This window comes from Cellvibrionales bacterium, assembly GCA_016713115.1.
Lineage (GTDB): Bacteria > Pseudomonadota > Gammaproteobacteria > Pseudomonadales > UBA7239 > UBA7239.
This window is the reverse complement of the sequence record JADJPU010000001.1, coordinates 1,995,833-2,017,829: the sequence shown is the minus strand read 5'-3', so window position 1 is coordinate 2,017,829 and position 21,997 is coordinate 1,995,833. Positions and strand designations below refer to the sequence as shown.

The 21,997-nt window shown below is 47.4% G+C and carries 24 protein-coding genes; 4 read left to right on the top strand and 20 right to left on the bottom strand.

Translation table 11 applies throughout. From position 1 onward, the window contains the following. The first annotated feature begins 2 nt into the window (after positions 1-2). The 3 genes from IPK30_09930 (at position 3) to IPK30_09920 (ending at position 4,425) form a co-directional block, all read left to right on the top strand. Complete coding sequence (locus IPK30_09930; protein ID MBK8103568.1) at positions 3-2,006, top strand: hypothetical protein; 2,004 nt, start codon at positions 3-5, stop codon at positions 2,004-2,006. Next, entirely contained in the window at positions 2,003-3,001 is a 999-nt protein-coding gene (locus IPK30_09925) for a hypothetical protein (GenBank protein ID MBK8103567.1), read from the top strand. The genes IPK30_09930 and IPK30_09925 overlap by 4 nt, the downstream gene beginning before the upstream one ends. 77 nt (positions 3,002-3,078) lie before the next feature. After that, complete coding sequence (locus IPK30_09920; protein ID MBK8103566.1) at positions 3,079-4,425, top strand: mechanosensitive ion channel; 1,347 nt, start codon at positions 3,079-3,081, stop codon at positions 4,423-4,425. Between the two features lie 4 nt (positions 4,426-4,429). Here the strand turns inward: IPK30_09920 and IPK30_09915 are convergent, their stop codons facing one another. The 20 genes from IPK30_09915 to sdhC form a co-directional block, all read right to left on the bottom strand. After that, complete coding sequence (locus IPK30_09915; GenBank protein MBK8103565.1) at positions 4,430-4,924, bottom strand: type II secretion system protein M; 495 nt, start codon at positions 4,922-4,924, stop codon at positions 4,430-4,432. A 25-nt stretch (positions 4,925-4,949) separates the two neighbouring features. After that, on the bottom strand, positions 4,950-6,242 hold the full coding sequence (locus tag IPK30_09910; protein MBK8103564.1) for a hypothetical protein: 1,293 nt from the start codon (positions 6,240-6,242) through the stop codon (positions 4,950-4,952). A gap of 26 nt (positions 6,243-6,268) precedes the next feature. After that, complete coding sequence (gspK, locus tag IPK30_09905; protein MBK8103563.1) at positions 6,269-7,390, bottom strand: type II secretion system minor pseudopilin GspK; 1,122 nt, start codon at positions 7,388-7,390, stop codon at positions 6,269-6,271. Further along, on the bottom strand, positions 7,390-8,106 hold the full coding sequence (gene gspJ, locus IPK30_09900; protein ID MBK8103562.1) for a type II secretion system minor pseudopilin GspJ: 717 nt from the start codon (positions 8,104-8,106) through the stop codon (positions 7,390-7,392). The genes gspK and gspJ overlap by 1 nt, the downstream gene beginning before the upstream one ends. Further along, a complete protein-coding gene (gspI, locus tag IPK30_09895; GenBank protein MBK8103561.1) occupies positions 8,106-8,489 on the bottom strand; it encodes a type II secretion system minor pseudopilin GspI in 384 nt (127 codons plus the stop codon). Before gspI ends, gspJ begins: the two co-directional genes overlap by 1 nt. Next, the gene (gene gspH, locus IPK30_09890; GenBank protein ID MBK8103560.1) at positions 8,486-9,121 is read right to left on the bottom strand and encodes a type II secretion system minor pseudopilin GspH; all 636 of its coding nucleotides are present in this window, start codon (positions 9,119-9,121) and stop codon (positions 8,486-8,488) included. Before gspH ends, gspI begins: the two co-directional genes overlap by 4 nt. A gap of 20 nt (positions 9,122-9,141) precedes the next feature. Beyond that, on the bottom strand, positions 9,142-9,579 hold the full coding sequence (gene gspG, locus IPK30_09885; protein ID MBK8103559.1) for a type II secretion system major pseudopilin GspG: 438 nt from the start codon (positions 9,577-9,579) through the stop codon (positions 9,142-9,144). A gap of 72 nt (positions 9,580-9,651) precedes the next feature. After that, positions 9,652-10,875 carry a type II secretion system inner membrane protein GspF gene (gene gspF / locus IPK30_09880; GenBank protein MBK8103558.1) on the bottom strand — a complete coding sequence of 408 codons (1,224 nt, stop codon included), beginning with the start codon at positions 10,873-10,875 and terminating at the stop codon, positions 9,652-9,654. Between the two features lie 3 nt (positions 10,876-10,878). Beyond that, positions 10,879-12,285, bottom strand: a complete 1,407-nt coding sequence (gene gspE, locus IPK30_09875) for a type II secretion system ATPase GspE (GenBank protein ID MBK8103557.1) — start codon at positions 12,283-12,285, stop codon at positions 10,879-10,881. Further along, entirely contained in the window at positions 12,180-12,419 is a 240-nt protein-coding gene (locus tag IPK30_09870; GenBank protein ID MBK8103556.1) for a hypothetical protein, read from the bottom strand. Before IPK30_09870 ends, gspE begins: the two co-directional genes overlap by 106 nt. 6 nt (positions 12,420-12,425) lie before the next feature. Further along, on the bottom strand, positions 12,426-14,489 hold the full coding sequence (gene gspD, locus IPK30_09865; GenBank protein MBK8103555.1) for a type II secretion system secretin GspD: 2,064 nt from the start codon (positions 14,487-14,489) through the stop codon (positions 12,426-12,428). A gap of 31 nt (positions 14,490-14,520) precedes the next feature. After that, on the bottom strand, positions 14,521-14,916 hold the full coding sequence (locus IPK30_09860) for a hypothetical protein (GenBank protein ID MBK8103554.1): 396 nt from the start codon (positions 14,914-14,916) through the stop codon (positions 14,521-14,523). Continuing rightward, positions 14,913-15,197 carry a hypothetical protein gene (locus IPK30_09855; protein MBK8103553.1) on the bottom strand — a complete coding sequence of 95 codons (285 nt, stop codon included), beginning with the start codon at positions 15,195-15,197 and terminating at the stop codon, positions 14,913-14,915. The genes IPK30_09860 and IPK30_09855 overlap by 4 nt, the downstream gene beginning before the upstream one ends. A 167-nt stretch (positions 15,198-15,364) precedes the next feature. Continuing rightward, positions 15,365-16,183, bottom strand: a complete 819-nt coding sequence (locus tag IPK30_09850) for a TatD family hydrolase (GenBank protein MBK8103552.1) — start codon at positions 16,181-16,183, stop codon at positions 15,365-15,367. Positions 16,184-16,188: 5 nt separating this feature from the next. Then, entirely contained in the window at positions 16,189-16,530 is a 342-nt protein-coding gene (locus IPK30_09845; GenBank protein MBK8103551.1) for a PilZ domain-containing protein, read from the bottom strand. Positions 16,531-16,597: 67 nt separating this feature from the next. After that, the gene (locus IPK30_09840; protein ID MBK8103550.1) at positions 16,598-17,074 is read right to left on the bottom strand and encodes a peroxiredoxin; all 477 of its coding nucleotides are present in this window, start codon (positions 17,072-17,074) and stop codon (positions 16,598-16,600) included. A 68-nt stretch (positions 17,075-17,142) separates the two neighbouring features. Then, positions 17,143-17,850 (bottom strand): succinate dehydrogenase iron-sulfur subunit, encoded by a 708-nt coding sequence (locus IPK30_09835; GenBank protein MBK8103549.1) that lies wholly within the window; start codon positions 17,848-17,850, stop codon positions 17,143-17,145. Positions 17,851-17,890: 40 nt separating this feature from the next. Beyond that, complete coding sequence (locus IPK30_09830; GenBank protein ID MBK8103548.1) at positions 17,891-19,675, bottom strand: succinate dehydrogenase flavoprotein subunit; 1,785 nt, start codon at positions 19,673-19,675, stop codon at positions 17,891-17,893. Positions 19,676-19,678: 3 nt separating this feature from the next. Beyond that, complete coding sequence (gene sdhD, locus IPK30_09825) at positions 19,679-20,047, bottom strand: succinate dehydrogenase, hydrophobic membrane anchor protein (protein ID MBK8103547.1); 369 nt, start codon at positions 20,045-20,047, stop codon at positions 19,679-19,681. Beyond that, positions 20,041-20,415 (bottom strand): succinate dehydrogenase, cytochrome b556 subunit, encoded by a 375-nt coding sequence (gene sdhC / locus IPK30_09820; GenBank protein MBK8103546.1) that lies wholly within the window; start codon positions 20,413-20,415, stop codon positions 20,041-20,043. Before sdhC ends, sdhD begins: the two co-directional genes overlap by 7 nt. A 295-nt stretch (positions 20,416-20,710) precedes the next feature. On the opposite strand from sdhC, the gene gltA reads away from it, so the two are divergent. Continuing rightward, complete coding sequence (gene gltA, locus IPK30_09815; GenBank protein MBK8103545.1) at positions 20,711-21,997, top strand: citrate (Si)-synthase; 1,287 nt, start codon at positions 20,711-20,713, stop codon at positions 21,995-21,997.

Sequence of the window (21,997 nt, the reverse complement as noted above, 5' to 3'; positions counted from 1 at the left end):
GCATGCGTGCTTACTTAAAACAATTAAAACAAAAAATAGCAACTTGGCTATTACGCCACGGCACAAGTCTCGTCGATTTGGAATGGTATTGCTCACACTCACCAGTGAGCCGGCTAGGAAAACGCGCACCATTATTGCACTACTGGTTGTTTGGCTCAGATAAGTCAGCGCAGGCTCACCCATTATTTGACAACCAATATTTTGCAGAACAGTGCCAAAAAGCAGGGCTACCCGTTCCCAACAAACCGCTGAAAGTCTATCTCGGCAATCGAGAATACTGGAACATCAACCCACACCCATTATTTGATGCGGCTTTTTATTATCAGCAAACTGGAAGTGATTTGAGCACATCGCCACTGATGCATTACATTAATGGCGGCCACACGCAGTACAGCCCACATCCTTTATTCTCAAACCATTGGTATTTCATTAGCTTCCCAGGCCTAAAAACCATGCAACAGCACTGCCCCTTAGTGCACTACATGAAAATTGGCCATACTAACGCTGTATCTACACACCCTTTATTTCATGCTGACTTCTACGCAAAAAGCACTGGAATTCAAATTGACAACGACAAAACGCACATTAATACACTGCTGCACTTTGTAACATCTAAAGAAAATAACATCTCATGTCACCCATTATTTGATCTTGATTTATTTAAACAACAAATAGAAAAAAAATACGAAGACTTAACAGCATCAGAACTGATCATCAAACAATATCTATTGCAACCATCCCACTGGCAGTACAACACACACTTACTCTTTGATTCCTCTTTCTACCAACAGCAATCATCCGGCATAAAAACCGATAAATCGCCACTAGAAGAATATATCGCGCATAATTTTTCCGTACGCAACCCACACCCACTATTCAATACACACTGGTATCAGAGCAGAAAGAAAAATATTCTGAAATTTTCAGGTCAAGGCCGCGTTCCGCTGATTCATTTTGTTCTAAACGGATATCAAATGGGTGAATCACCATCCCCACTGTTTTCCTTACAGTGGTACAGACATACCTACATGGAAGGAAAGCGCAGTGACACAAATCCATTGATTGAATTCATCACACAGGGAGAAGCTGCAGGCAATCGACCAAACCCTATTTACCCTACAAACTGGAGGGAATGGTTATTCAAAAAACACAACTGCTCAACGCTGGCTGACTACGCAGCAATAGCTCCCATTGGAACACCGAACCTTCGCAACAGAATCAGTGATGCATTCTCAACACCCTATATCAACGAGCAAGATAGCACTACAAAAACCTACCTAATTCTATTTACCCCTAGATCTGGAAGCAGCTGGCTAACCGACCTCATCACCCAACAAAAAGCACTTGGCCGCCCAGCAGAATGGTTCAACCCTGATCTCATGCAATCCGCCATGAATGGTCTTCCAAAACACACTCACAACATCTACGAGTTCTGCCAAGAGCTTCAAAACACCCACAAAAGTAGAGAGAATTATTTCGGCGCAGAACTGACAGCAACCCACCTTTCAATGCTGTCAGACCTGATAAACATCCAGCAAGTCTTTAACCAACCGTCCTACATTGTCCTACTGCGCAGAAACATCGTTGCACAAGGCATATCATTATTCCTTGCAACAGAAACAGGTTTTTTTCACTCAACGAACACCATAAATAAAGATAACCAACTCCAGTACAATGAGAAAAAAATAAAGAAATGGATAAATGAAATACTAAATGACGAGAAATACATACATAGATTTATAGAAAAAAATCAACTAAATCCTTTATATATATGGCACGAAGATATCAAAGAAAATACAGAAGAAAGCATACAAACAATTATTAATCATATAACAGGCAACAAATTAAATTTAGAGCCAATAACAGAAAGTGAGCATAAAAAAATAGGATCAAATATCAACCATATTTTTGAAGAAAAATTTCGAAGTGAAAACAAAGACTACATAAGCAAAATTGAACACAAAAGATTATTTACAACATCAAGCACACGAAACATAACACCATGAAAAACATATCATATATTTTTGCACTTGCTTTAACTCTACTAGCACCTGAAATTTCCCTATCTCAGACCGCAAAACAGAGCGCAGATATAGTCGCACCCATAGAATCCTCAGGAACATCCTTACAACAGGGCATCACCTTAACAAAAATCTCAGATCAGGCACTGGCCACGCAAAAGCTCGTTGAAAAACTCAAGCCGATGGCTGCACACCCTATTGAGTTTGAAGAGTTAAATGATCGCTGGATGCAATTCCAAAAACAGCTTGCCGATTTACAGACACAAACAACCAACATCATTAACGACAGAAAGTCCAGCATCGACCAAATTCGTACCAGCCAATCACAGTGGCGTTTTTTTCGCGACCAACTCGTTAAAGACCAACAAAAAATTCGCGAGCGCGGATCAGAGTTGGAAATCGCCATTGAGCAGCTCAGCACTGATGAACAAGCCTGGAAACAAACACAAGCACAGGTAACATACACGCCAGAGCTGATCTACGATGGCAACACCCTAAAAACAGCAATGAGTTCTATTTCGAGCTTGCGCAAACAACTCTCTATACCCCTGCAAGAAGCACTGACATTAGAACAGGAATGGCAAGAACTGATTGACCAGTGTGATGACGCACAAGCATCACTGAAGAATGATGAAATCTATTTGCAAAGCAATCTGCTCAACAACATCCAACCACCCATCTGGAAAATTGCGCTAGATGACTTTCAAATTGACGATAGTGCAAAACATTCTTTCCAAATACAAACAAAACTACTAAGCCACTACAGCGTTCGCTATTTATTTCATTTGCAGTTTATTGTCGGCGCAGTCTTTGGAATTATCTTCTTTATAAAAAAACTACGCCAGCTCAACAATAAAAACCAAAAGGATCATATTGGCATTGGGCTTAAACTCCCACTTTTGGAAAGCCTATTTCTACGGTCACAGCCTTTGCTATTTTTTCCGCATTATTTATTCTTCCAAATCCACCTCAACCTCTAAAATACATATTACTCCTGCTATTAATCTTTCCAATTTTGCATCTTGGCATACCAAGGCTAGCCACCTCCGTCAAACCAATGGCATGGCTGGTATCGCTGTTTTTTGTTGTAAATAAATTAGGCGAATTGGCTATCGCCATACCCGCGCTGCACAGACTATGGATTTTTGGCTGTGCCATCGTTGGATTTTTTGGCTGCATTTATGTTTTACGACGCACATCATTTGCGCATGAGAAGAAGCGTACGATCTGGCGGGTACTGCAAGCATCTCTTTGGCTATCTTTATTTGCCGTACTGATTGCCATGATTGGCAACATCCTAGGTGCAGTAACGCTATCGCAATTTATTTTAACTGGCATGGCACATGCCACTTACGCCGCACTCTGCCTAGCTGTGCTAGCCGGTATTCTCAATGATATTGCGGTTGCTGCTGTTTATATGCCGGCCAGTGAATTCAGTCATTTAATTAGCAGCAATCGCTCATTACTCATTCGCTATTTCAGCAAATTTATCACCTTTGTTTTTTTACTAACATGGATTCACTTTTCCCTGTCACAATTTGCGCTTTGGGATAGCATCGTTAGTGTCTTTTCTTCTTTTCTTACAAAAAGCTTTACCGCTGGCAGCTTATCTATTTCGGTAGGTGACTTTCTCTCTGTCGCTATTACGATTTGGCTATCCTTCAAATTATCGCAATTGCTGCGCTTTATTTTGACGGAAGATATTGCCCCTAGAACCAACATGGCGCGCGGTGTTCCAGAGGCAATCGGCACACTAATGCAATACTTCATCGTGCTGATTGGTTTTTTCACTGCAATTAGCATGACGGGATTAGATTTATCTAAACTCGCGATCATGGCCGGCGCCTTGGGTGTTGGTATCGGCATTGGCCTGCAAGATGTCGTCAGCAATTTTACTTCCGGTCTCATTCTGCTGTTCGAACAAAACATCAAACAAGCAGACACCGTTCAGTGCGGCACAGTTAACGGGCAAGTCATGCACATAGGCATGCGCTGCAGCATTATTCGCACCTCAGATGGCGCAGAAGTGATTGTGCCTAACGGCAAGCTGACATCAGATCAAGTTATTAACTGGACGCGCTCCAGCCAAGAGCGTCGCATTACCGTGCCACTCTCCACCACACAAAATGTCGACCCCAACAAAGTCATTGAAACGCTACTAACTGTTGCCAAAAATGACAGGGACATTATTGACATGCCGCCCACAGCGGCACTGCTCTTAGGGTTTGGGGCGGGTACGATGAATTTTGAACTGCGCGCTTGGGTGAATAACAGCGAATCGCTTGGTGAAGTGAACAGCAGACTCTGTGCTGCTATTGCTCATGCCTTTGCAGAAGCCGGTATCATCATCCCCTTCCAACAACAGGATGTTTATATCAGACACACCCCTGCCACAATCAAATAAAACTTCAGGGTGCTGATATCAAAACACGGGCTTCAGCTAAGCCAGATTGCTTTTCTTGCTTAACAATTTCTAATTGATTCAGTTTGATATTTTGCTCGTCTAGCACCGCCAACCAGCGCATCAACATATCGAACTCAGCGCCTTCAATCCACAACCGCAGTCCGTTTTCGTCCTGCGGTTGAAAGCGTTTAAATGCAATACCAAAAGGTTTAGCGGATACTGTAGCTTGATTGATCAGTGAAGAACCCTCTTCATCACTGCCTTTTTCTAACAGTTTTTTTCTGGCAGCCGCCAATTCAAGTAATTTAGCCTGATTAGCGTCTACCCAACGACTGTCTTGCTGCGCATACGCATAACGCTTAACTGCCGCCTGTTGATAACCACCCGACAACAATAATGACAAATAAATCACTGCCAAAAAAATAGCAGCCAGCATAATCAGCAGCGCTCGCTGATCACTAGCTGGCATTTGATCAAACTTTTGTCTCAGCGGAGCCATCCAAATTTCCAACATTATCAACTCCTCATTGCGCCTTGTTGATTTGCATACGACCTTCTACGCCACTTCCACCGTCATTGGCCGATGATATTTTTGCCGTGAGCCCAGACTTTCCTAAAACTTGCTTATATTTATCTAGCTGATCAATGCTTTTGGCTTTTACTTCTAATTCCACCTGCCCCTGCTGATCGTCATAGCGCAATTCAATGATTTCAAAACCATCATGATCAGGCATTGCATTGAGCACTTGAATACTGCTGCTAAACAGCATCGCAAAGGATCCTCCTTCTCCATTGCTGGCGCCAGCTAACAACTGCGACTCAATTTGTTTTCGCACACCGCCGACACGCCGCATATCAGGAAACACCTTCCTAAACTGCGCATCCATTTTTTCTTCCATTGCATTGGCAGCGTGATTGAAATACCAGCCACTGGCTAATTGCAATGCGCATTGAGCCAACCAGAAACAGACAGCTATAACAGCTAGCCATTTCCACCAAGACGCTTTTCCATCTGGTTGCCGTACAAAGAACTTGCCCTGTAGCAAGTTAATAGCCGACACATCCACAGCATCCAACAAGACTCCATTCAACACTTGAATTTTTGAGTCCATTTCAACACGCGTTTCACCGAGCGCTGAAAACTCTGTCGCCAACTGCTGTGCGAGCAAATCTTGCCCTTCATCTTCTGCCGAATAGTAGATTTTTACCTCTGCAGGTGTAGCGTCACCCAGAAAAAAATGAATCATTTCAGCGGCATTTTCCCGCTCAAAAGCTGCCATTTCTTTTTCCGTGCGCAACAACACACGATTACCCTGCATAGCTACGGTTAAACCCGCGCTAGCAACAGGCAGCAACTGCGCATCCACATAGACAGCGCGCAATCTCAGCTTGGCTTGCTCACAACATGCCAACAATGCTGACATCAATGCCATATCAATCACGACAACAGACCATAAGCCACTTGATTGGCGAGCTCCAACGGCTATATGCACTTTTTCAATATCTGCAGCCAACTGCTCTTCAACGATAAACGGAAGCGCCTGCATTGCTTGTCGCAAATTTTTGGAAGGCAAACTGACACTCTGTAGCGTGGCCAATTCTGCTGGCAGAACCACATCCACACAGACACCTTCATCAGAAGCCTGTAGTGCCGCTGCTGCATGACATGCTTGCAATAAAGTGGCGCACTCCTGCTCGCTCTTCAGAATATCACCGTACTCACATTGCCAATCAACAGCCGAAAAACCTGGCTGCAACGAGAGCACAGAAATGACAATACTCCGTTTACTTGAATCACTATTTATAGGTTGCTGCATCTTCGTAACCAATTAAGGATCAACTATTATTCACCAATAAAACCAGTGCTTTCTGATTCACTATTTTTCGATTTTTTTGTATCGCTTTTACTGTCTTTTGCTTTCTCACCCAGCAAAAACCTTTGACTCATATCACGAGCCAGCAGGCGTATCTCACCCGTCTGCTCATCACGAAACAGCGTAGTCACCAGCCATTGCTTATTTTTTCCATATTCCGCAATAACTCGAACTTCAAAATATTCACTATTAACGCCCAGCACAGACTTTCCGCTATCACCATTATCGGCGCCGCCCTCATCCTCTGCGTCTTCACCACCGATCACATCTTCACTATCTCCTGCATCTTCACCATCCGTCTCATCGTCGCCACTGTCATCGACATCCAACAAATTGGCAAATACATCTGGCGAGGTATATCCGCCTTCCTGTTGCTGGCGCTGAGCAACAAAACTCTTAACCGATGCCACACTCTGTTCAGAGCCATCCGTCAACGCAAGCAATATCGCCTCAGGAGCCGTGTTGATATTGATGCGCACCGGCACGGGCAATGCCGACAAAAATGGTGATATCCGCCTATATTCCTCCGCACGAAAATCCTTCAATAAACGCAACTCAGAAACACCGCCGAATTGGGTATCTGCAGCGCGATACCCCGTCTTATCTGAATCGTATAAATCACCAGTGTCATTATCATAACTCGCCCAGCGTGTTGCCAAATCGGCATAGCTAGATTGAATACCAAAGAAAGTCATCAAACGCTGCAGCACACCAACTTGCTGCGCCTGAATTTCACCTTCTGCATTAATGAGATTGTTCAAGTTAAACCGCGATTGCACATCGTAGATTTCAACTTCGACAGAGCCACCGACCACCTTCAACTTAGGCAATGGTTGCGCCCATTTTTCATGCAAATGGTCTGATTTCGCCGATGACAACTTATCTTTTTCAAAGTCAGCAGCGAGCATCTCTCGCGCCATCGTTTCACCGCCCAGCGCATACTCCAACGCTTGTTGCGTATTGAGATAATTTTCTGAGCGCTTCATGCTGGCATATACGCGAGAAATCACTTCTGAGCACACTAACACCGCTATTGCCAACGCCAACAATACGGTGATAACGGCAATTCCTTGCTGAGCATGCTTGGACATTACTGCACGCTCTCAACTGGAACTTTTTCTTTCTTTACAATATCCCCCACTTGAAAGACTTGTTCTAGCACACCGTATTGCGCTGTTTTCAATGTCAACTTAATGGCAACTGGCAGTGTGCGCGCATGCTCTTTACCATCGGATTTTTTCTCTGGCCACTCTTTCTTCCAATCTCCTTTAGGATTCATGAACTCTAAACTTGCATCATCTACATCATCGAACAGCACTTGTATGTTTTCTTTCGCACTAGCGCGTCGATCAACCGCTCCCCATGTATGACGCAACAAGCTCTTCCCCTTCCTGCGTTTTTTCTGTATCTGATTAGTGGAGTCATGCGGCGGGGCACCCACTGAATAGGCAACACGCTCCAAATCACTGCGTGTTTCCAGCAGGGGATTGCGCAGACCTTGCCGCGTAAATTGCAACAGATAGTCGTCACTGTCCGATACCAACGCCGGCGAGCGTTTATCGTCCGGCATCCGCACATCGCGCATCACCAACTGATTCATATCCATGGCAATAAACCGCAATGAACGCTGCAATTCACGCAACGCATTGACATGTGTCGTGATGCGATCTTGACTATCGACCATGGTCGATAACACGCGATATACACCAGCAGCCACCACAGCAAACACAGCAATAGCAACCATCACCTCTATCAAGGTAAAGCCCTTGCTGTTTATACGCTTGCCTCTGATCGACATCACGCTCATCAGTGTTTCCCGATAAAGCCTGTCAAAAAATAGCTACCGCCTTTTTTGTTTTTGGTATCCACAACACGAACATCAACCTGTCTCAGATTTTCTATTCCTGTTTCATTGACGGTAGTGCTGACATCCCATTTCTTTCCCGCCATTTCCACGGTGGATTTGCTTGCATATACGGATGACCAATCCTTCTTAATACGCAATTCAGACAACACATTCTCCGCCACTACGCTGGCTAGTGTTTTTTCCTCTAACAGTTGCTGGCTGCGAATATCTCCACCCAACCGCGTCAAAAGAGTGATCGATAGAACGGCAAAGATAACCAAAGCCACCATGATTTCTATCAAGGTAAATCCATTTTGATTACGATGCGATGAACTTCTTTTCATTTGGCATCACTCTTTTTTTTACTGGTTTTCTTTCTCCCTGTCTCGGCATTACTGATACGCACACCAGAAAACCCATCCCCTTCGATAGAGAACACCGTGTCTTTTAGTAGCTTATTGCCTACTTGCAAGCGAAAGGGCGTGTAATGCCCATCTGAAAAGAAAATTAATGAGGGTGTATTTTTACTTCGCTTGGCTGATTTCTTATCACCTGTTGTCAGCCAATTCTCTAAAGGCTCAGACTTTCCTAGTGCGTCTTTGTATATTTTTTTCAAATCAATAGGCGCTCCATCAACATCGAGGTTTACCTGTATACCTTCCGGCAATTTGCGTTGATTAAATGTATCTTTTTCCAAGGCTTGCCACGCCAAAGTCTTTTCATCAAAGTACAAAAAACCGTATGCCTTTTGTTGCTCGTCAATGAAAAACCCAATCTCCTCCCCAGAGAACTCTGCTTCATCCTGCGCCATCACCAACAGCTGCTGCATGCGTGTTGCGTCTTTTTTTAATTCACGGCTCGTATTGCCGCCAACTGTCATGACCACCAAGCCCGCCATGATGCCGACCACAAAAATCACCATCATCAACTCAACCAGTGTAAATCCGGCCTCTCTGCTGACGATGGCATTTTTCATCACAATGACATTGCGCGCTTTTAAAGTTCTAAGCTGCTCAGGTCTTGATCTTCACTTTCACCGCCATCGCGCCCATCTGCACCCAGTGTGCGTATCTCATAAGGCGCACCTTGCGCTGGGCTGATATACAAATACGCCCTGCGCCACGGATCTTCTGGCAGTTTTTTCAAATAACCACTGGGGTTCCAATTGCGCGGCTCTGGGTTGCCTGAAGGCTTCGTCACCAACGCCTCTAAACCTTGATCGGTTGTCGGATATGTCGAGTTATCTAATTTGTACATATCCAAGGCTTGCCCGATAGCCGCTAAATCACTCTTTGCCGCAGCCACGCGTGCATCAGCAGCTTTGTGCAACACATTCGGAACAACCAGCGCACTCAGAATACCGAGAATAACGATAACAACCATGACTTCGATCAGCGTAAAACCGACCTGTCTTTTTGATGTAGCACTACGCATATTTTTTTGATTTGTTTTTAATGTTTCCATTTTCTTGTCACTCACGGTTTTGTTAATCGACAGCATGAACACTCATGCCACTAAGTTATTCATTTGTATGATAGGCAACAAAATTGCCAGCACGATAGTCAGTACAACACCAGCCATCATCACCAACAACAACGGCGGCAGAATGCTGATCGTAATGGCGATAAAAGCCTGCAAGTCTTGCTCTTGACTGGCTGCAACACGGGACAACATCGTATCCAATTCACCCGTTGATTCACCGCTGGCAATCATGTGCAACATCATCGGTGGAAAATAGCCCGCGTGCTGCAAGGCATTGCGCAAACTGGTGCCTTCGCTCACTTTTTGCGTCGCTTCTCTTACTCGCGTTTGCAACCAACGATTGGCCATAACTTCACCGGCGATGTGCATTGCTTCCACCAAGGGCACACCAGAGCTAGTAAGAATACTCAGCGTACTGGCAAAGCGCGAAGTGTTGATATTGCATGCCAGCTTCCCAAACAGCGGCAGTGAAAGAATTTTTTTATGCCATGCCAACGCCATTGCAGGTCTTTGTAATAGCGATTTTACTGCCACCACGAGCACTACAATTAAACAGAGCACTAACCACCACCAGTTGACAAAAAAATCACTGGTTGATATCAACGCTTGCGTGATGCCTGGCAACTCTTGTCCGGTACCGCTAAATACTTCAACAACATTTGGTACAACTTTGATCATCAATAAAGTGACAATCAATACAGAAAACACCACCAGAAAAATTGGATACCCCATTGCACCTTGAATTTTCTGCTTGGTTTCTTTGCTGGTTTCGGTGTAATCCGCCAAGCGATTCAACACTAGATCTAAGTGACCAGAATGCTCCCCCGCCGCCACCGTTGCACGATACAAATCAGGGAAGGCGCGCGGAAATTCGCCCAAACTGTTTGCCAGCGTATAGCCTTCCAATACTTTTGAACGCACCGCCATCATCATGCTTTGTATGCGCGGCTTTTCTGTTTGCTGTGCGACAGCCGTTAACACATCGCCGATTGGCAAGCCCGCCTGCACTAGCGTTGCCATCTGGCGCGTTAACAACGCGAGATCACGCGCACTGATGCTCTGACCAAGCTTAAAACTAAAAGTTAAACTTTTGTGTGTGCCTGATGACTTTGTTGCGGCATCGACTGATAACGGCACCAAACCTTTATCACGCAGAAATTGTCGAACTTGGCGCTGACTATCCCCCTCCAGTACACCCTTGGTTTGCTTGCCGTTAGTATCTAGCGCGACATAATTAAAGGCAGCCATGCGTCACTCTTCCTGCGTCACGCGCAACACTTCTTCTACTGTTGTTTCACCAGCAAGAATACGCGCGCGACCATCGTCGCGAATGCTAGGTCCTTTTGTTCGTGCGTAGGCTGTCAGTTCGGCTTCTGATACACGACTGTGAATCAGTTCGCGCATTTTGTCATCAACTGCGATTAATTCATAAACACCGGTTCGACCCAAATAGCCCAACTGTTTGCAGTGAGCGCAACCAATGGCGTGATAAATGGTAGGTGGATTTTTTTTGTCTACTTGCAACAATTCGCATTCAGCTTCATCAGGTTGGTGCGCTTCTTTGCAATGCGGACACAATACACGCACCAGTCGCTGCGCTAATAAACCAACCAAACTAGATGACAGCAAAAATGGCTCAACACCCATATCCACCAAACGCGTTACCGCACCAATGGCTGTATTGGTATGCAAAGTAGATAACACTAGGTGCCCAGTCAAACTTGCCTGCACTGCAATTTCTGCCGTTTCCAAATCACGAATTTCACCAACCATTACCACATCGGGATCTTGTCGCAGCATGGCTCTCAATCCACGCGCAAATGTCATATCCGCCTTGGTATTGACCTGTGTCTGACCGATACCTTCCAAGTTGTATTCGATAGGGTCTTCCACCGTCAAAATATTTTTGGTGGCATCATTGATGCTGCTAAGACCCGCATACAACGAAGTGGTTTTCCCCGAACCCGTTGGGCCGGTTACCAAAATAATGCCGTGCGGTTTTCTCAACAACTCTGAGAAAAGCGCAAGATCACGCGGCTGCATACCCAACACATTGAGATCCAAGCGTCCAGCGCGTTTATCCAATAAACGCAGTACCACGCGCTCACCATTGCTGGACGGCATAGTAGAAACACGAATATCGACTTCACGCCCTGCCACACGCAGTGAAATACGCCCGTCCTGCGGCACGCGTTTCTCTGCGATATCCAACTTCGCCATAACTTTAATACGAGAAACCAGTAGCGGCGCCAAAGCGCGTTTGGGCTGCACCACTTCGCGCAAAATACCGTCAGTGCGCAAACGCACGATCAAACGCTTTTCAAAGGTTTCAATATGAATATCGGACGCATTTTGTTTCACCGCCTCTGTCAATAAGGCGTTGATCAAGCGAATAATTGGAGCATCATCTTCTTGCTCTAATAAATCGCTGGTATCTGGTACGGAATCCGCAAGACTGGTGAGATCTAACTCGTCACCCAAATCCTCAACCATCTGCATCGCTTCGCCGCTGTTATTTTCGTGTGCGCGTGCGAGTTGGGCGTTAAAGCTTTCTACATCCGTTTTTTGAATGCAACTGGCTGCGCCACCACACGACGCGCCTCCAGCAGTGATTGCATGCTGGCATCTTCGCGATATAACAATTCCACCGGATTGGATGTACCGGGAACAACCAGCACACCAAAACGCTTAGAAAAGCCAAAGGGCAAGCGGCGAACAACAGACTCCGCATCTGACACTTGGTCAGCTGCGTTGTCTTGTGCCACATCATTTTGATCCAAAGTGTCTTGCATACAAACTTACTGCCCCTGTGGCGGCTCTTCGAGCTGACGCGCACCGGTTGTACCTGGGCGTGGCGGCTGCCAAGGCGTCAATTCAGACAAAGTACGATTAATTTTCATCGAATCGTCCATTTCATTTTTATTAAACCGCTTTTGTACGCCGCGAATATTGTTGTAGTAATACCCCGTATCATCAGAAACATCAGCATCGTCATATAAAATCTTAGGATGAATAAAGACCATCAAATTCTTCTTCACCACCTGCTTAGATGTACCTTTAAAAAGCCGGCCAAGGTAAGGGATTTCACTCAGGAATGGCACGCCGTTTTCAGATGCCAAAACCTCATCACGAATCAAACCACCTAAAACCAAAACATTGTTATCTTTCACCAATGCTTTGGTCTTGATTTTGCGCTTGTTGGTAATAATGTCAGCGGCACCAGACTCACCACCCACATTGGCAGACTCATTGATACTTTCTACTTTCTGCTCAACATCCAGCGTTAAAATGCCTTCCTGATTGATACGCGGCGTCACTTTGAGTTCAACACCAATATCTTTGCGTTCGATCTGTACGAAGTCGTTGTTATAAACAGAATCATTGTTGTTGTTATTGTTGTTGCCAACAACCGATGTACTGTTAACGCGTTCCGATCCCGTTTTAAACGGCACACTTTCCCCCACCAAGATAGTCGCCTCTTCGTTATCCAGTGCAATGACCGTTGGTGTAGACAACACATTGGCATTGGTATTTTTTTCCAAGGCACGAATCAAACTCACCAAATCACCGCCAGCGAAAAACCCTAAACTCAAACCACCTAGATTCAAACCTGTTTTGCCAGAGGCGTCATCACTCGTGATGGTGGCATTTCTTGTTCCAAACAAACCCGATGTTTTGACATTGTCGCCATCGCTTGACCAAAAAATACCAATGTCGCGCCCTACATCTTCACTCACTTCCACAATTAAGGCCTCAACCAGCACTTGCTGTCGACGCACATCCAGCTTAGCAATCACGCCTTTCATGGTGTTCATCATCGACGGCGGCGCTGTAATAACCACGGCATTGGTTTGCTCCAAGGCCTGCACATTTACGGAGACCTCTTGTGCGCCGCCACCCTCTTTGCCAGCACCACCTTTGGCGTTATTACCTACACCTTCCAAAATGGGCAACATGTCCTTCGCAGTAATGTAATTGAGATAAACCACTTGTGTATTGCCTTCACCAGACAGCGGCAAATCCAAGCGCTGAATCAATTTACGCATTTGCGAACGCATTACAGGATCGCCCGTCATCAAAATACTGTTAGAGCGTTCATCTGCCGTAATATTCAACTCACGCCCTGGTGCCGCAGCAGCACCAGTTTTTGCAGCACCTGTTTTCTGCACCAAATCCAACACCGTTTTTGCCACATCTTTTGCACTAGCAAACTCTAACTTAATAATTTCAATATCGACTGTTCCCGCTTGATCAATACGATTAATGATATCGACGATTTGAGCGATATTTCCTGCACGATCAGCAATCACTAACGAGTTATTTTCTGGATACGCCGCCAGATGCGCGCTATTAGGAGTCAACGGCTTTAACAAAGAAATCAACTGCTGTGCAGCCAAGTTTTTAACTTTTATAATTCGAACAACAATATCTTCGCCACCCGTTTTTTTCTCGCCATCAACAACAGGCACTTTCTCTGTTTTAGCTTCTGGCTCTGGCAACACTTTCACCGTGTCACCGTTTTCAACCACAGCCAAACCATTCACTTGCAAGGCTGACAGGAACACTTGCCACGCTTCTTCGTGCGTCATGGGCTCGCCCGCCACAATCGTAATTTTCTTACCGGCCACACCAGGGTGCACGATGAGATTTTTAGTGGTGAGATCCGATGCCCAACGAATCACATCTTTCACATCTGCATTATCAAATGCCACTGAAACTTTTTGTTCCTGATCGCCAGCCGCCGGCTGTACAGGTGCGGTAGTTTGCGCATATCCCTGCGTTGAAAATGCCGCCACCAATAAAGCCACCGCCAACGGATTCAAGCGACAAGCCATGTTTTTCTTTTGATAAATTTTGGTCACTAGAAAACCCTTTCTGTTTATTAGCTAAAAATTATGGAGTGTCTATATTCACCGGGCGCACTGGCAACTTGTCCGTAGGAGCAAGATTGGCGCGAGGATTACCGCGTGAAAAACGATCCGCAGGTGTATTCAGTGGACGATTAGTCGGTGCAACGGCTGTCTGAGGTTGGCGCACAAAGCCACGATCCAAACCAGCACTTCTACGCGGCGCGCTCGGTGCGGATTCATCCGCGCGTGGAAATGACAGCGTTTCCAATTTTCCGTTGCGTTTGAGTACCACCGCATCGGCACGCACTTCTTGCAACACCACACCAGTGGCCACACTGTCACCCACAAAAAAACGATTGGTTTGTTTGTCCGTTGCAATTAGCGCGCTGGCTTTCGCCGCATCGCTGTTTGTCATGGCTCCCACCAAAACAAACTTCAAATTCGTTTGAGGTATATCGGTCTGCACCGGCTCAACCACAGGCGCGATATTTTTTCACCGAACAGATGCAACTTGGCTACCTGCTCTAAACCGATACCGCTGCCCGCGCTACCTGCACTGCGTATCGCCAACCTTGCATTGGACACTTCTTCGCCGCGCCAAGTCGCAAACAAACCCACGCCCTGCCACGCAAAAACTGCTGCAATAACAACAGTAGCCACCGCAAAGACCAATTGCGGTGGCAAAGACTGCAAGCGTGCCGCCATGGGTGAATTAAGCACGGACGACTTCCAGCGGTGACTGCATACAGAACACGAAGGGATGACAATTTTTCACAACAATGGACTCAGCCTCAATTCCCATGCGACCAAGGCACAGCGATAAAGTTCATTCAGAAGCGGAAAATTATGAATAAAAACAAGGAAGATGGATAGCCTTTGGCAAGGCGTTACACAGCAAACAGACGGCGGAAATTCTGCCAGACCGCTGCCGCTAGTTGTTCGACAGGTTCTTGCCGCAATTCAGCCAAGTAGTGGTAAACATCCACCACAAAACGCGGTTCGTTGGGCTTACCGCGATGTGGCATAGGCGCCAGCCAAGGAGAATCCGTTTCCACTAGCAGACGATCCAAGGGCAGCTGACGCGCTACTTCGCGCACATTGTCTGCATTTTTGAAAGTCACGATGCCGGAGATGGAAATGCAATAGCCCATATCCATCGCGGCGCTGGCCATATCCCAGTCTTCAGTAAAGCAGTGCAATACGCCTGCGTGCGGGGAATCTGCTGCTTTGATGGCATCCAAAGTCATCTGTTTGGCATTGCGGGTGTGCACGACTACAGGCAACTGCAAAGTTTTTGCCAGCGCCAAATGTGCCTCAAAACTCTGAAGCTGAGCCTGCTGAGCGACAGGCTCTTCATGTCCGTCGTGATAAAAATCCAGCCCGGTTTCACCGATGGCAATGACTTTCGGATGAGCTGCCAAGGCGCGCAAACGCGCTATCACGCCCTGAGTATCGGCCAGTAGCCGTGGATCTGAGCTACGGTATTCCGACTCCACAAACTCACTGGGGTGGATACCTACAGACGCGTAAACATCAGGAAACGCCTCGGCAATTTCGACCACGCGTTCGAGATTGCCCAAGCCTATGCCTATACACAAAAACCGTTGCACCTCGCGCATGCGTGCCGCCGCAATAGCAGAAGCAAGCCCGCCGGCTGCGCCGTCGAGCTTGAGTTTATCGAGGTGACAATGGGAATCGAGAAACAAGGAGCTTACATGGTGTAAGTGGCGCGATCGGATTCCAGTGAACCGGCCAGATAAGTTTCAATTTTGCGCTGCACGGTATTGTCGGGGTCATTGAACTGCACACCAATCCCCGCCGCGCGGTTGCCCTGCGCGCCTTTCGGCGTAATCCAAACTACTTTGCCCGCCACCGGCAACTTCTCCGGTTCATCCATCAGCGCCAGCAACATAAATACATCGTCGCCCAATTTGTACGCTTTGGTGGAGGGAATAAACAAACCACCGCCCTGCAGGAAAGGCATATACGCCGCGTAGAGTACTGCTTTGTCTTTCATGACCGGCGACAAAATGCCGCCACCTACACCCGCCATATACCACCTCTCCGTCAGTTCGTTGTTATCGGCTCAGACTAGCGACCCAATTGGACGCCGTCAAACCTCACAGCGCTGCAAGAATCGCTTCCGCGCTGGTTTTTTCCAAACCCTGCGCGTCAATATTCAACAACTCCACGGTGCCGTTATTGACAATCATGGCAAAACGCTTGCTGCGCGTACCCATACCAAAGCCCGTGCCGTCCAACTCCAAACCCAGCGCGCGCGTCAGGTCCGCATTGCCATCCGCCAGCATCAACAAATGCTCCGCATTTTGGCTTTTGCGCCACGCACCCAGCACGAACGCATCGTTGACCGACATGGACACAACCGTGTCCACGCCTTTCGCTTTGATGGCGTCGACATTGACGACGAAGCCTGGCAAATGTGCATTCGAGCAAGTGGGCGTAAACGCACCCGGTACAGCAAACAACACCACTTTTTTACCGGCAAAAATTTCGTCGGTAGTGATATCCGCAGGCCCTTTTTCTGAAGCGTATTTCAATTTTACGGAAGGGATTTTTTGGCCGACTGCAATGCTCATAATGATTTCCTTTTATCCATGATGATTCAAAAAAAACGCCGAACTGTGTCGGCGTTTATCTTCACTCGTCACACACCGCTGGACAGCAGCATGTTGCGAATATGACCAATGGCGCGTGTTGGATTCAAACCTTTCGGGCAGACATCTACACAGTTCTGGATACCGTGGCAGCGGAACACACTGAACGGATCATCCAATTTTGACAGACGCTCTTCACGCGCAGTGTCGCGACTATCCACCAAGAAACGGTACGCATGAATCAAGCCTGACGGACCGATGAACTTGTCCGGATTCCACCAGAAAGATGGGCAAGCCGTTGAGCAGCAGGCGCACATGATGCACTCGTACAGACCGTCAATTTTTTCGCGATCTTCTGGCGACTGTTTGCGCTCTTTAGCGGGTGGCGGCGTGTTGTTGATCAAGTACGGCTGCACTTTTTCGTACTGACGGTAGAACATGCTCATATCCACAACCAAGTCGCGAATAACAGGCAAACCGGGCAATGGACGAACAATAATTTTTTGCGGCAGGCTGCTCAGGCTCACCAAACACGCCAAACCGTTTTTGCCGTTGATGTTCATGCCGTCCGAACCGCAAATACCTTCACGGCAAGAACGGCGAAAAGTCAGTGATTCATCCAACTTTTTTAGTTTGATCAACGCGTCCAACAACATGCGCTCAGAGCCGTCCAACTCCAGCTCATAGCGCTGCATGTACGGTTCTTTGTCTTTGTCTGGATCGTAACGGTAAACTTCAAAAATTCTCTTGCTGCTCATTTCAATGCTCTCTCGAATTCAGAAATAGGTTGAATATTCGTTAGAACGTACGCGCAACTGGCGGTACAGAATCCACAGACAACGGCTTCAGTTGTACAGGCTTGTACGCTAAACGATTATCTTGTTTGTACCACAAGGTGTGTTTCATCCAGTTCTGATCGTCGCGCGCTGGGTAATCATTGTGTGCGTGAGCACCGCGAGATTCTTTGCGTGCCGCTGCAGAAATAATGGTTGCCTTGGCCACTTCGATGAGATTTTCCAACTCCAAGGCTTCAATGCGCGCGGTGTTAAACACTTGTGATTTGTCATTGAGGTGAATATTCGGAATGCGCTTTTCAATTTCAAGCACTTTCTGTACACCCTCTTCCAACAAAGCCTGCGTGCGGAATACACCGGCGTGAGCCTGCATGTCGCGGCGCAAATCGTTGGCAATATCTTGTGCATACTCGCCAGATTTAGAGTTATTCAAGCGCTCAATACGCGCCACAGTTGCGTCCAGCGCATTATCTGGCAGCGGTTTGTGAGCTGGGGCATTACGCACGGTTTCGATGATGTGATTGCCGGCTGATTTGCCGAAGACAATCAAATCCAACAGTGAGTTGGTACCCAAGCGGTTAGCACCGTGCACAGAAACACAAGCGCATTCGCCGATGGCGTAAAAACCTTTCACCACACTGCGATCGTCGCCATCTTTCGGCACCACAACTTGGCCGTGCATATTGGTGGGAATACCGCCCATTTGATAATGGATGGTTGGCACCACGGGAATCGGTTCTTTGGTGACATCAACATTGGCAAAATTGAGGCCGATTTCGTGCACCGAAGGCAGGCGTTTCATGATGGTGTCCACACCCAAGTGCGTGAGATCCAACACCACATAGTCCTTGTTCGGGCCGCAACCGCGACCTTCTTTAATCTCTTGGTCCATGGAGCGTGAAACGAAATCGCGCGGCGCCAAATCTTTCAGGTTCGGTGCGTAGCGCTCCATGAAACGCTCGCCTGCGGCGTTGCGCAAAATACCGCCTTCACCACGGCAACCTTCGGTCAGCAATACACCGGCACCAGCAACACCAGTTGGGTGGAATTGCCAGAACTCCATGTCTTGCAAAGGAATGCCCGCACGCGCAGCAATACCCAAACCGTCACCGGTATTGATATAGGCGTTGGTAGAAGCGGCGTAAATGCGTCCAGCACCGCCGGTTGCAAACAAGGTGCACTTGGCGTGGAAAACGGAAATTTCACCCGTTTCCAATTCCATCGCGACAACACCCAGCACATCGCCATCGGCATCGCGCACCAAATCCAGCGCAATCCACTCGACAAAAAACTGCGTGTTGGCTTCAAGGTTCTTTTGATACAGCGTGTGCAACAGCGCGTGACCGGTGCGGTCAGCCGCTGCGCAAGCGCGCTGCACGGGTTTTTCGCCGTAGTTCGATGTGTGACCACCGAAAGGACGCTGATAAATAGTGCCATCTGGGTTGCGGTCGAACGGCATGCCCATGTGTTCCAGTTCATACACCACTTTTGGTGCTTCACGACACATGAACTCAATGGCGTCCTGATCACCCAACCAATCCGAACCCTTAACGGTGTCATAAAAATGGTAGTGCCAGTTATCTTCACTCATGTTGCCCAGTGAAGCACCGATGCCACCCTGCGCCGCGACGGTGTGCGAGCGCGTGGGGAATACTTTGGTCAACACCGCAACTTTCAGACCAGCCTGCGCCAGTTGCAAAGAAGCGCGCATACCGGAACCACCGCCGCCGACGATAACGGCGTCGAAAGTCAGCGTACGAATATTGTCGATACGAGAAGCTGCAGCCATCTCTTATACCCTCCACACAATAGCAAGACCCCAGAGGGTATAAGCAACTAGAACGCCAATGGCGATGATTTCGAAAGTCAGGCGCAAAGCGGTCGCCTTTTCACCCAATAAACGCACCGTGACATAGTCCGTCAACACCACCCAAATGCCGATCCAAGCGTGTACAACCACCGACAACAAACTCGCGGTGTTAAAGATTTTCATGCTGGTGAGTTGGTGCAAGCTCAACCATGTGGGGTAATCCACACCCTTGTGCGTCAACAACCAACCGACAATAAAGAAGAAGTACGCGGCAATAACCACGCCTGAAATACGCTGCAGCAGAAAATCCGACAGGCCACTGCGACCAAAACTGGTAACTGTTCTTACCATAACCACACCCCCGCCAACACAACGCCAATAACAGTCACAGCAATCACTGCAGCCGCACTTTTTCTGCCGCCTTCCAGCGATTCACCAAAACCAAACTCCATTACCAAGTGCCGAATACCGGCCATCAAGTGGTAAATAAACGCCGCCAAAACTGCCAGCAGCAGCAGCTTCATCGGCACGGAGTCCAAACAGGCAACGGCAGCGGCAAAATCTTCCGCCGAGCGCAAGGAGTAATCCAGTAGACCCAGTAAAATGGCGATCGCGCCAATCAGAGCCACACCGGAAACACGGTGCAAAATAGAAACCAGAGCGGAAATTGGTAACTTAATCGTGCCTATATCTAGGTTCACGGGACGCTTGTCTATCACAGGAAGTCCTCAAATTTAGGATCTAAAAGGAGGGAGGGGTACCTAAGTACGGCGCGCATTATATGACCACAGCTTTTACATGACAAACCCCCAAAATCTGCGCAAATACGCAGAAATACAGGCCGCACAAGCCTCGGAAAGCTTTTGTAATTTATTGACAAAATGCGGAATCGCCCTATAGTTGCGAGGGTTCTGCACGCACCCTTCCCGCATGCATTTTTTTTGCAGGTCTTTGAGTTTTATATTTCACCTGCCTGTTCTCGCCTAGTTGTACTTCCTACTACAGGAGCCTCTCATGTCTGAAAAGAAAGCCACCCTCACCATCGACGGTCGCGACCCCATCACTCTGCCCATCCACTCTGGCTCTGTCGGTCCTGATGTCATTGATGTACAAGCTATTCTTGCGCAAGGCGGCCACTTCACTTATGACCCAGGTTTCATGGCTACGGCTGCTTGCGAGTCAAAAATCACTTTTATTGATGGCGATAAAGGCATCCTGCTGCACCGCGGCTACCCGATTGAGCAACTGGCTGAAGAATCGGACTATCTTGAAACTTGCTACCTGTTGCTGAAGGGCGAATTGCCCAGCGCACAACAGAAAAAAGATTTTGATGCACGCGTGACGCAACACACGATGGTGCACGACCAAATCCACAAATTCTTTGAAGGCTTTCGCCGCGACGCGCACCCAATGGCCGTTATGTGCGGCGTAGTCGGTGCACTGTCTGCTTTCTACCATGACACACTGGATGTAACCAATGCCGAACACCGTGAGTCTGTTGCGATTCGTTTGATTGCCAAAATGCCAACAATTGCAGCCATGTGCTACAAATACAATGTCGGTCAGCCTTTTGTGTATCCACAAAATGATATGGATTACGCGGCTAACTTTCTCAACATGATGTTCGCCGTGCCGGCGGGCGATTACGAAGTGAATCCAATTCTGGCCAAAGCCATGGATCGCATTTTTATTCTGCACGCCGATCACGAGCAAAATGCTTCCACTTCCACCGTGCGCTTGGCGGGTTCTACGGGCGCCAACCCTTACGCCTGTATCGCTTCCGGCATTGCTGCGCTGTGGGGACCTGCACACGGCGGCGCCAACGAAGCTGTACTGCAAATGTTGGGTGAAATTGGCTCGGTCAAAAATGTAGATAAATACATTGCCAAAGCCAAAGATAAAAACGACAACTTTAAGTTGATGGGTTTTGGTCACCGCGTTTACAAAAACTTTGACCCACGCGCCAAAGTGATGAAAAAAACCTGCGATGAAGTGTTAGCCGCTCTGGGTATCAATGATCCGCAACTGGAACTGGCAATGAAGTTGGAAGAAATCGCCCGCTCCGACAGCTATTTCATTGAGAAAAAACTGTATCCGAATGTCGATTTCTATTCAGGCATTATCCTGAAAGCCATCGGCATTCCCACCAGCATGTTCGCGGTAATTTTTGCCTTGGCGCGCACTGTGGGCTGGATCTCGCATTGGAACGAAATGCTGTGTTCACCGTACAAAATTGGTCGTCCGCGCCAGTTGTATACCGGCAGCCCACAGCGCGATTTTGTTCCCGTCAGCAAGCGTTAA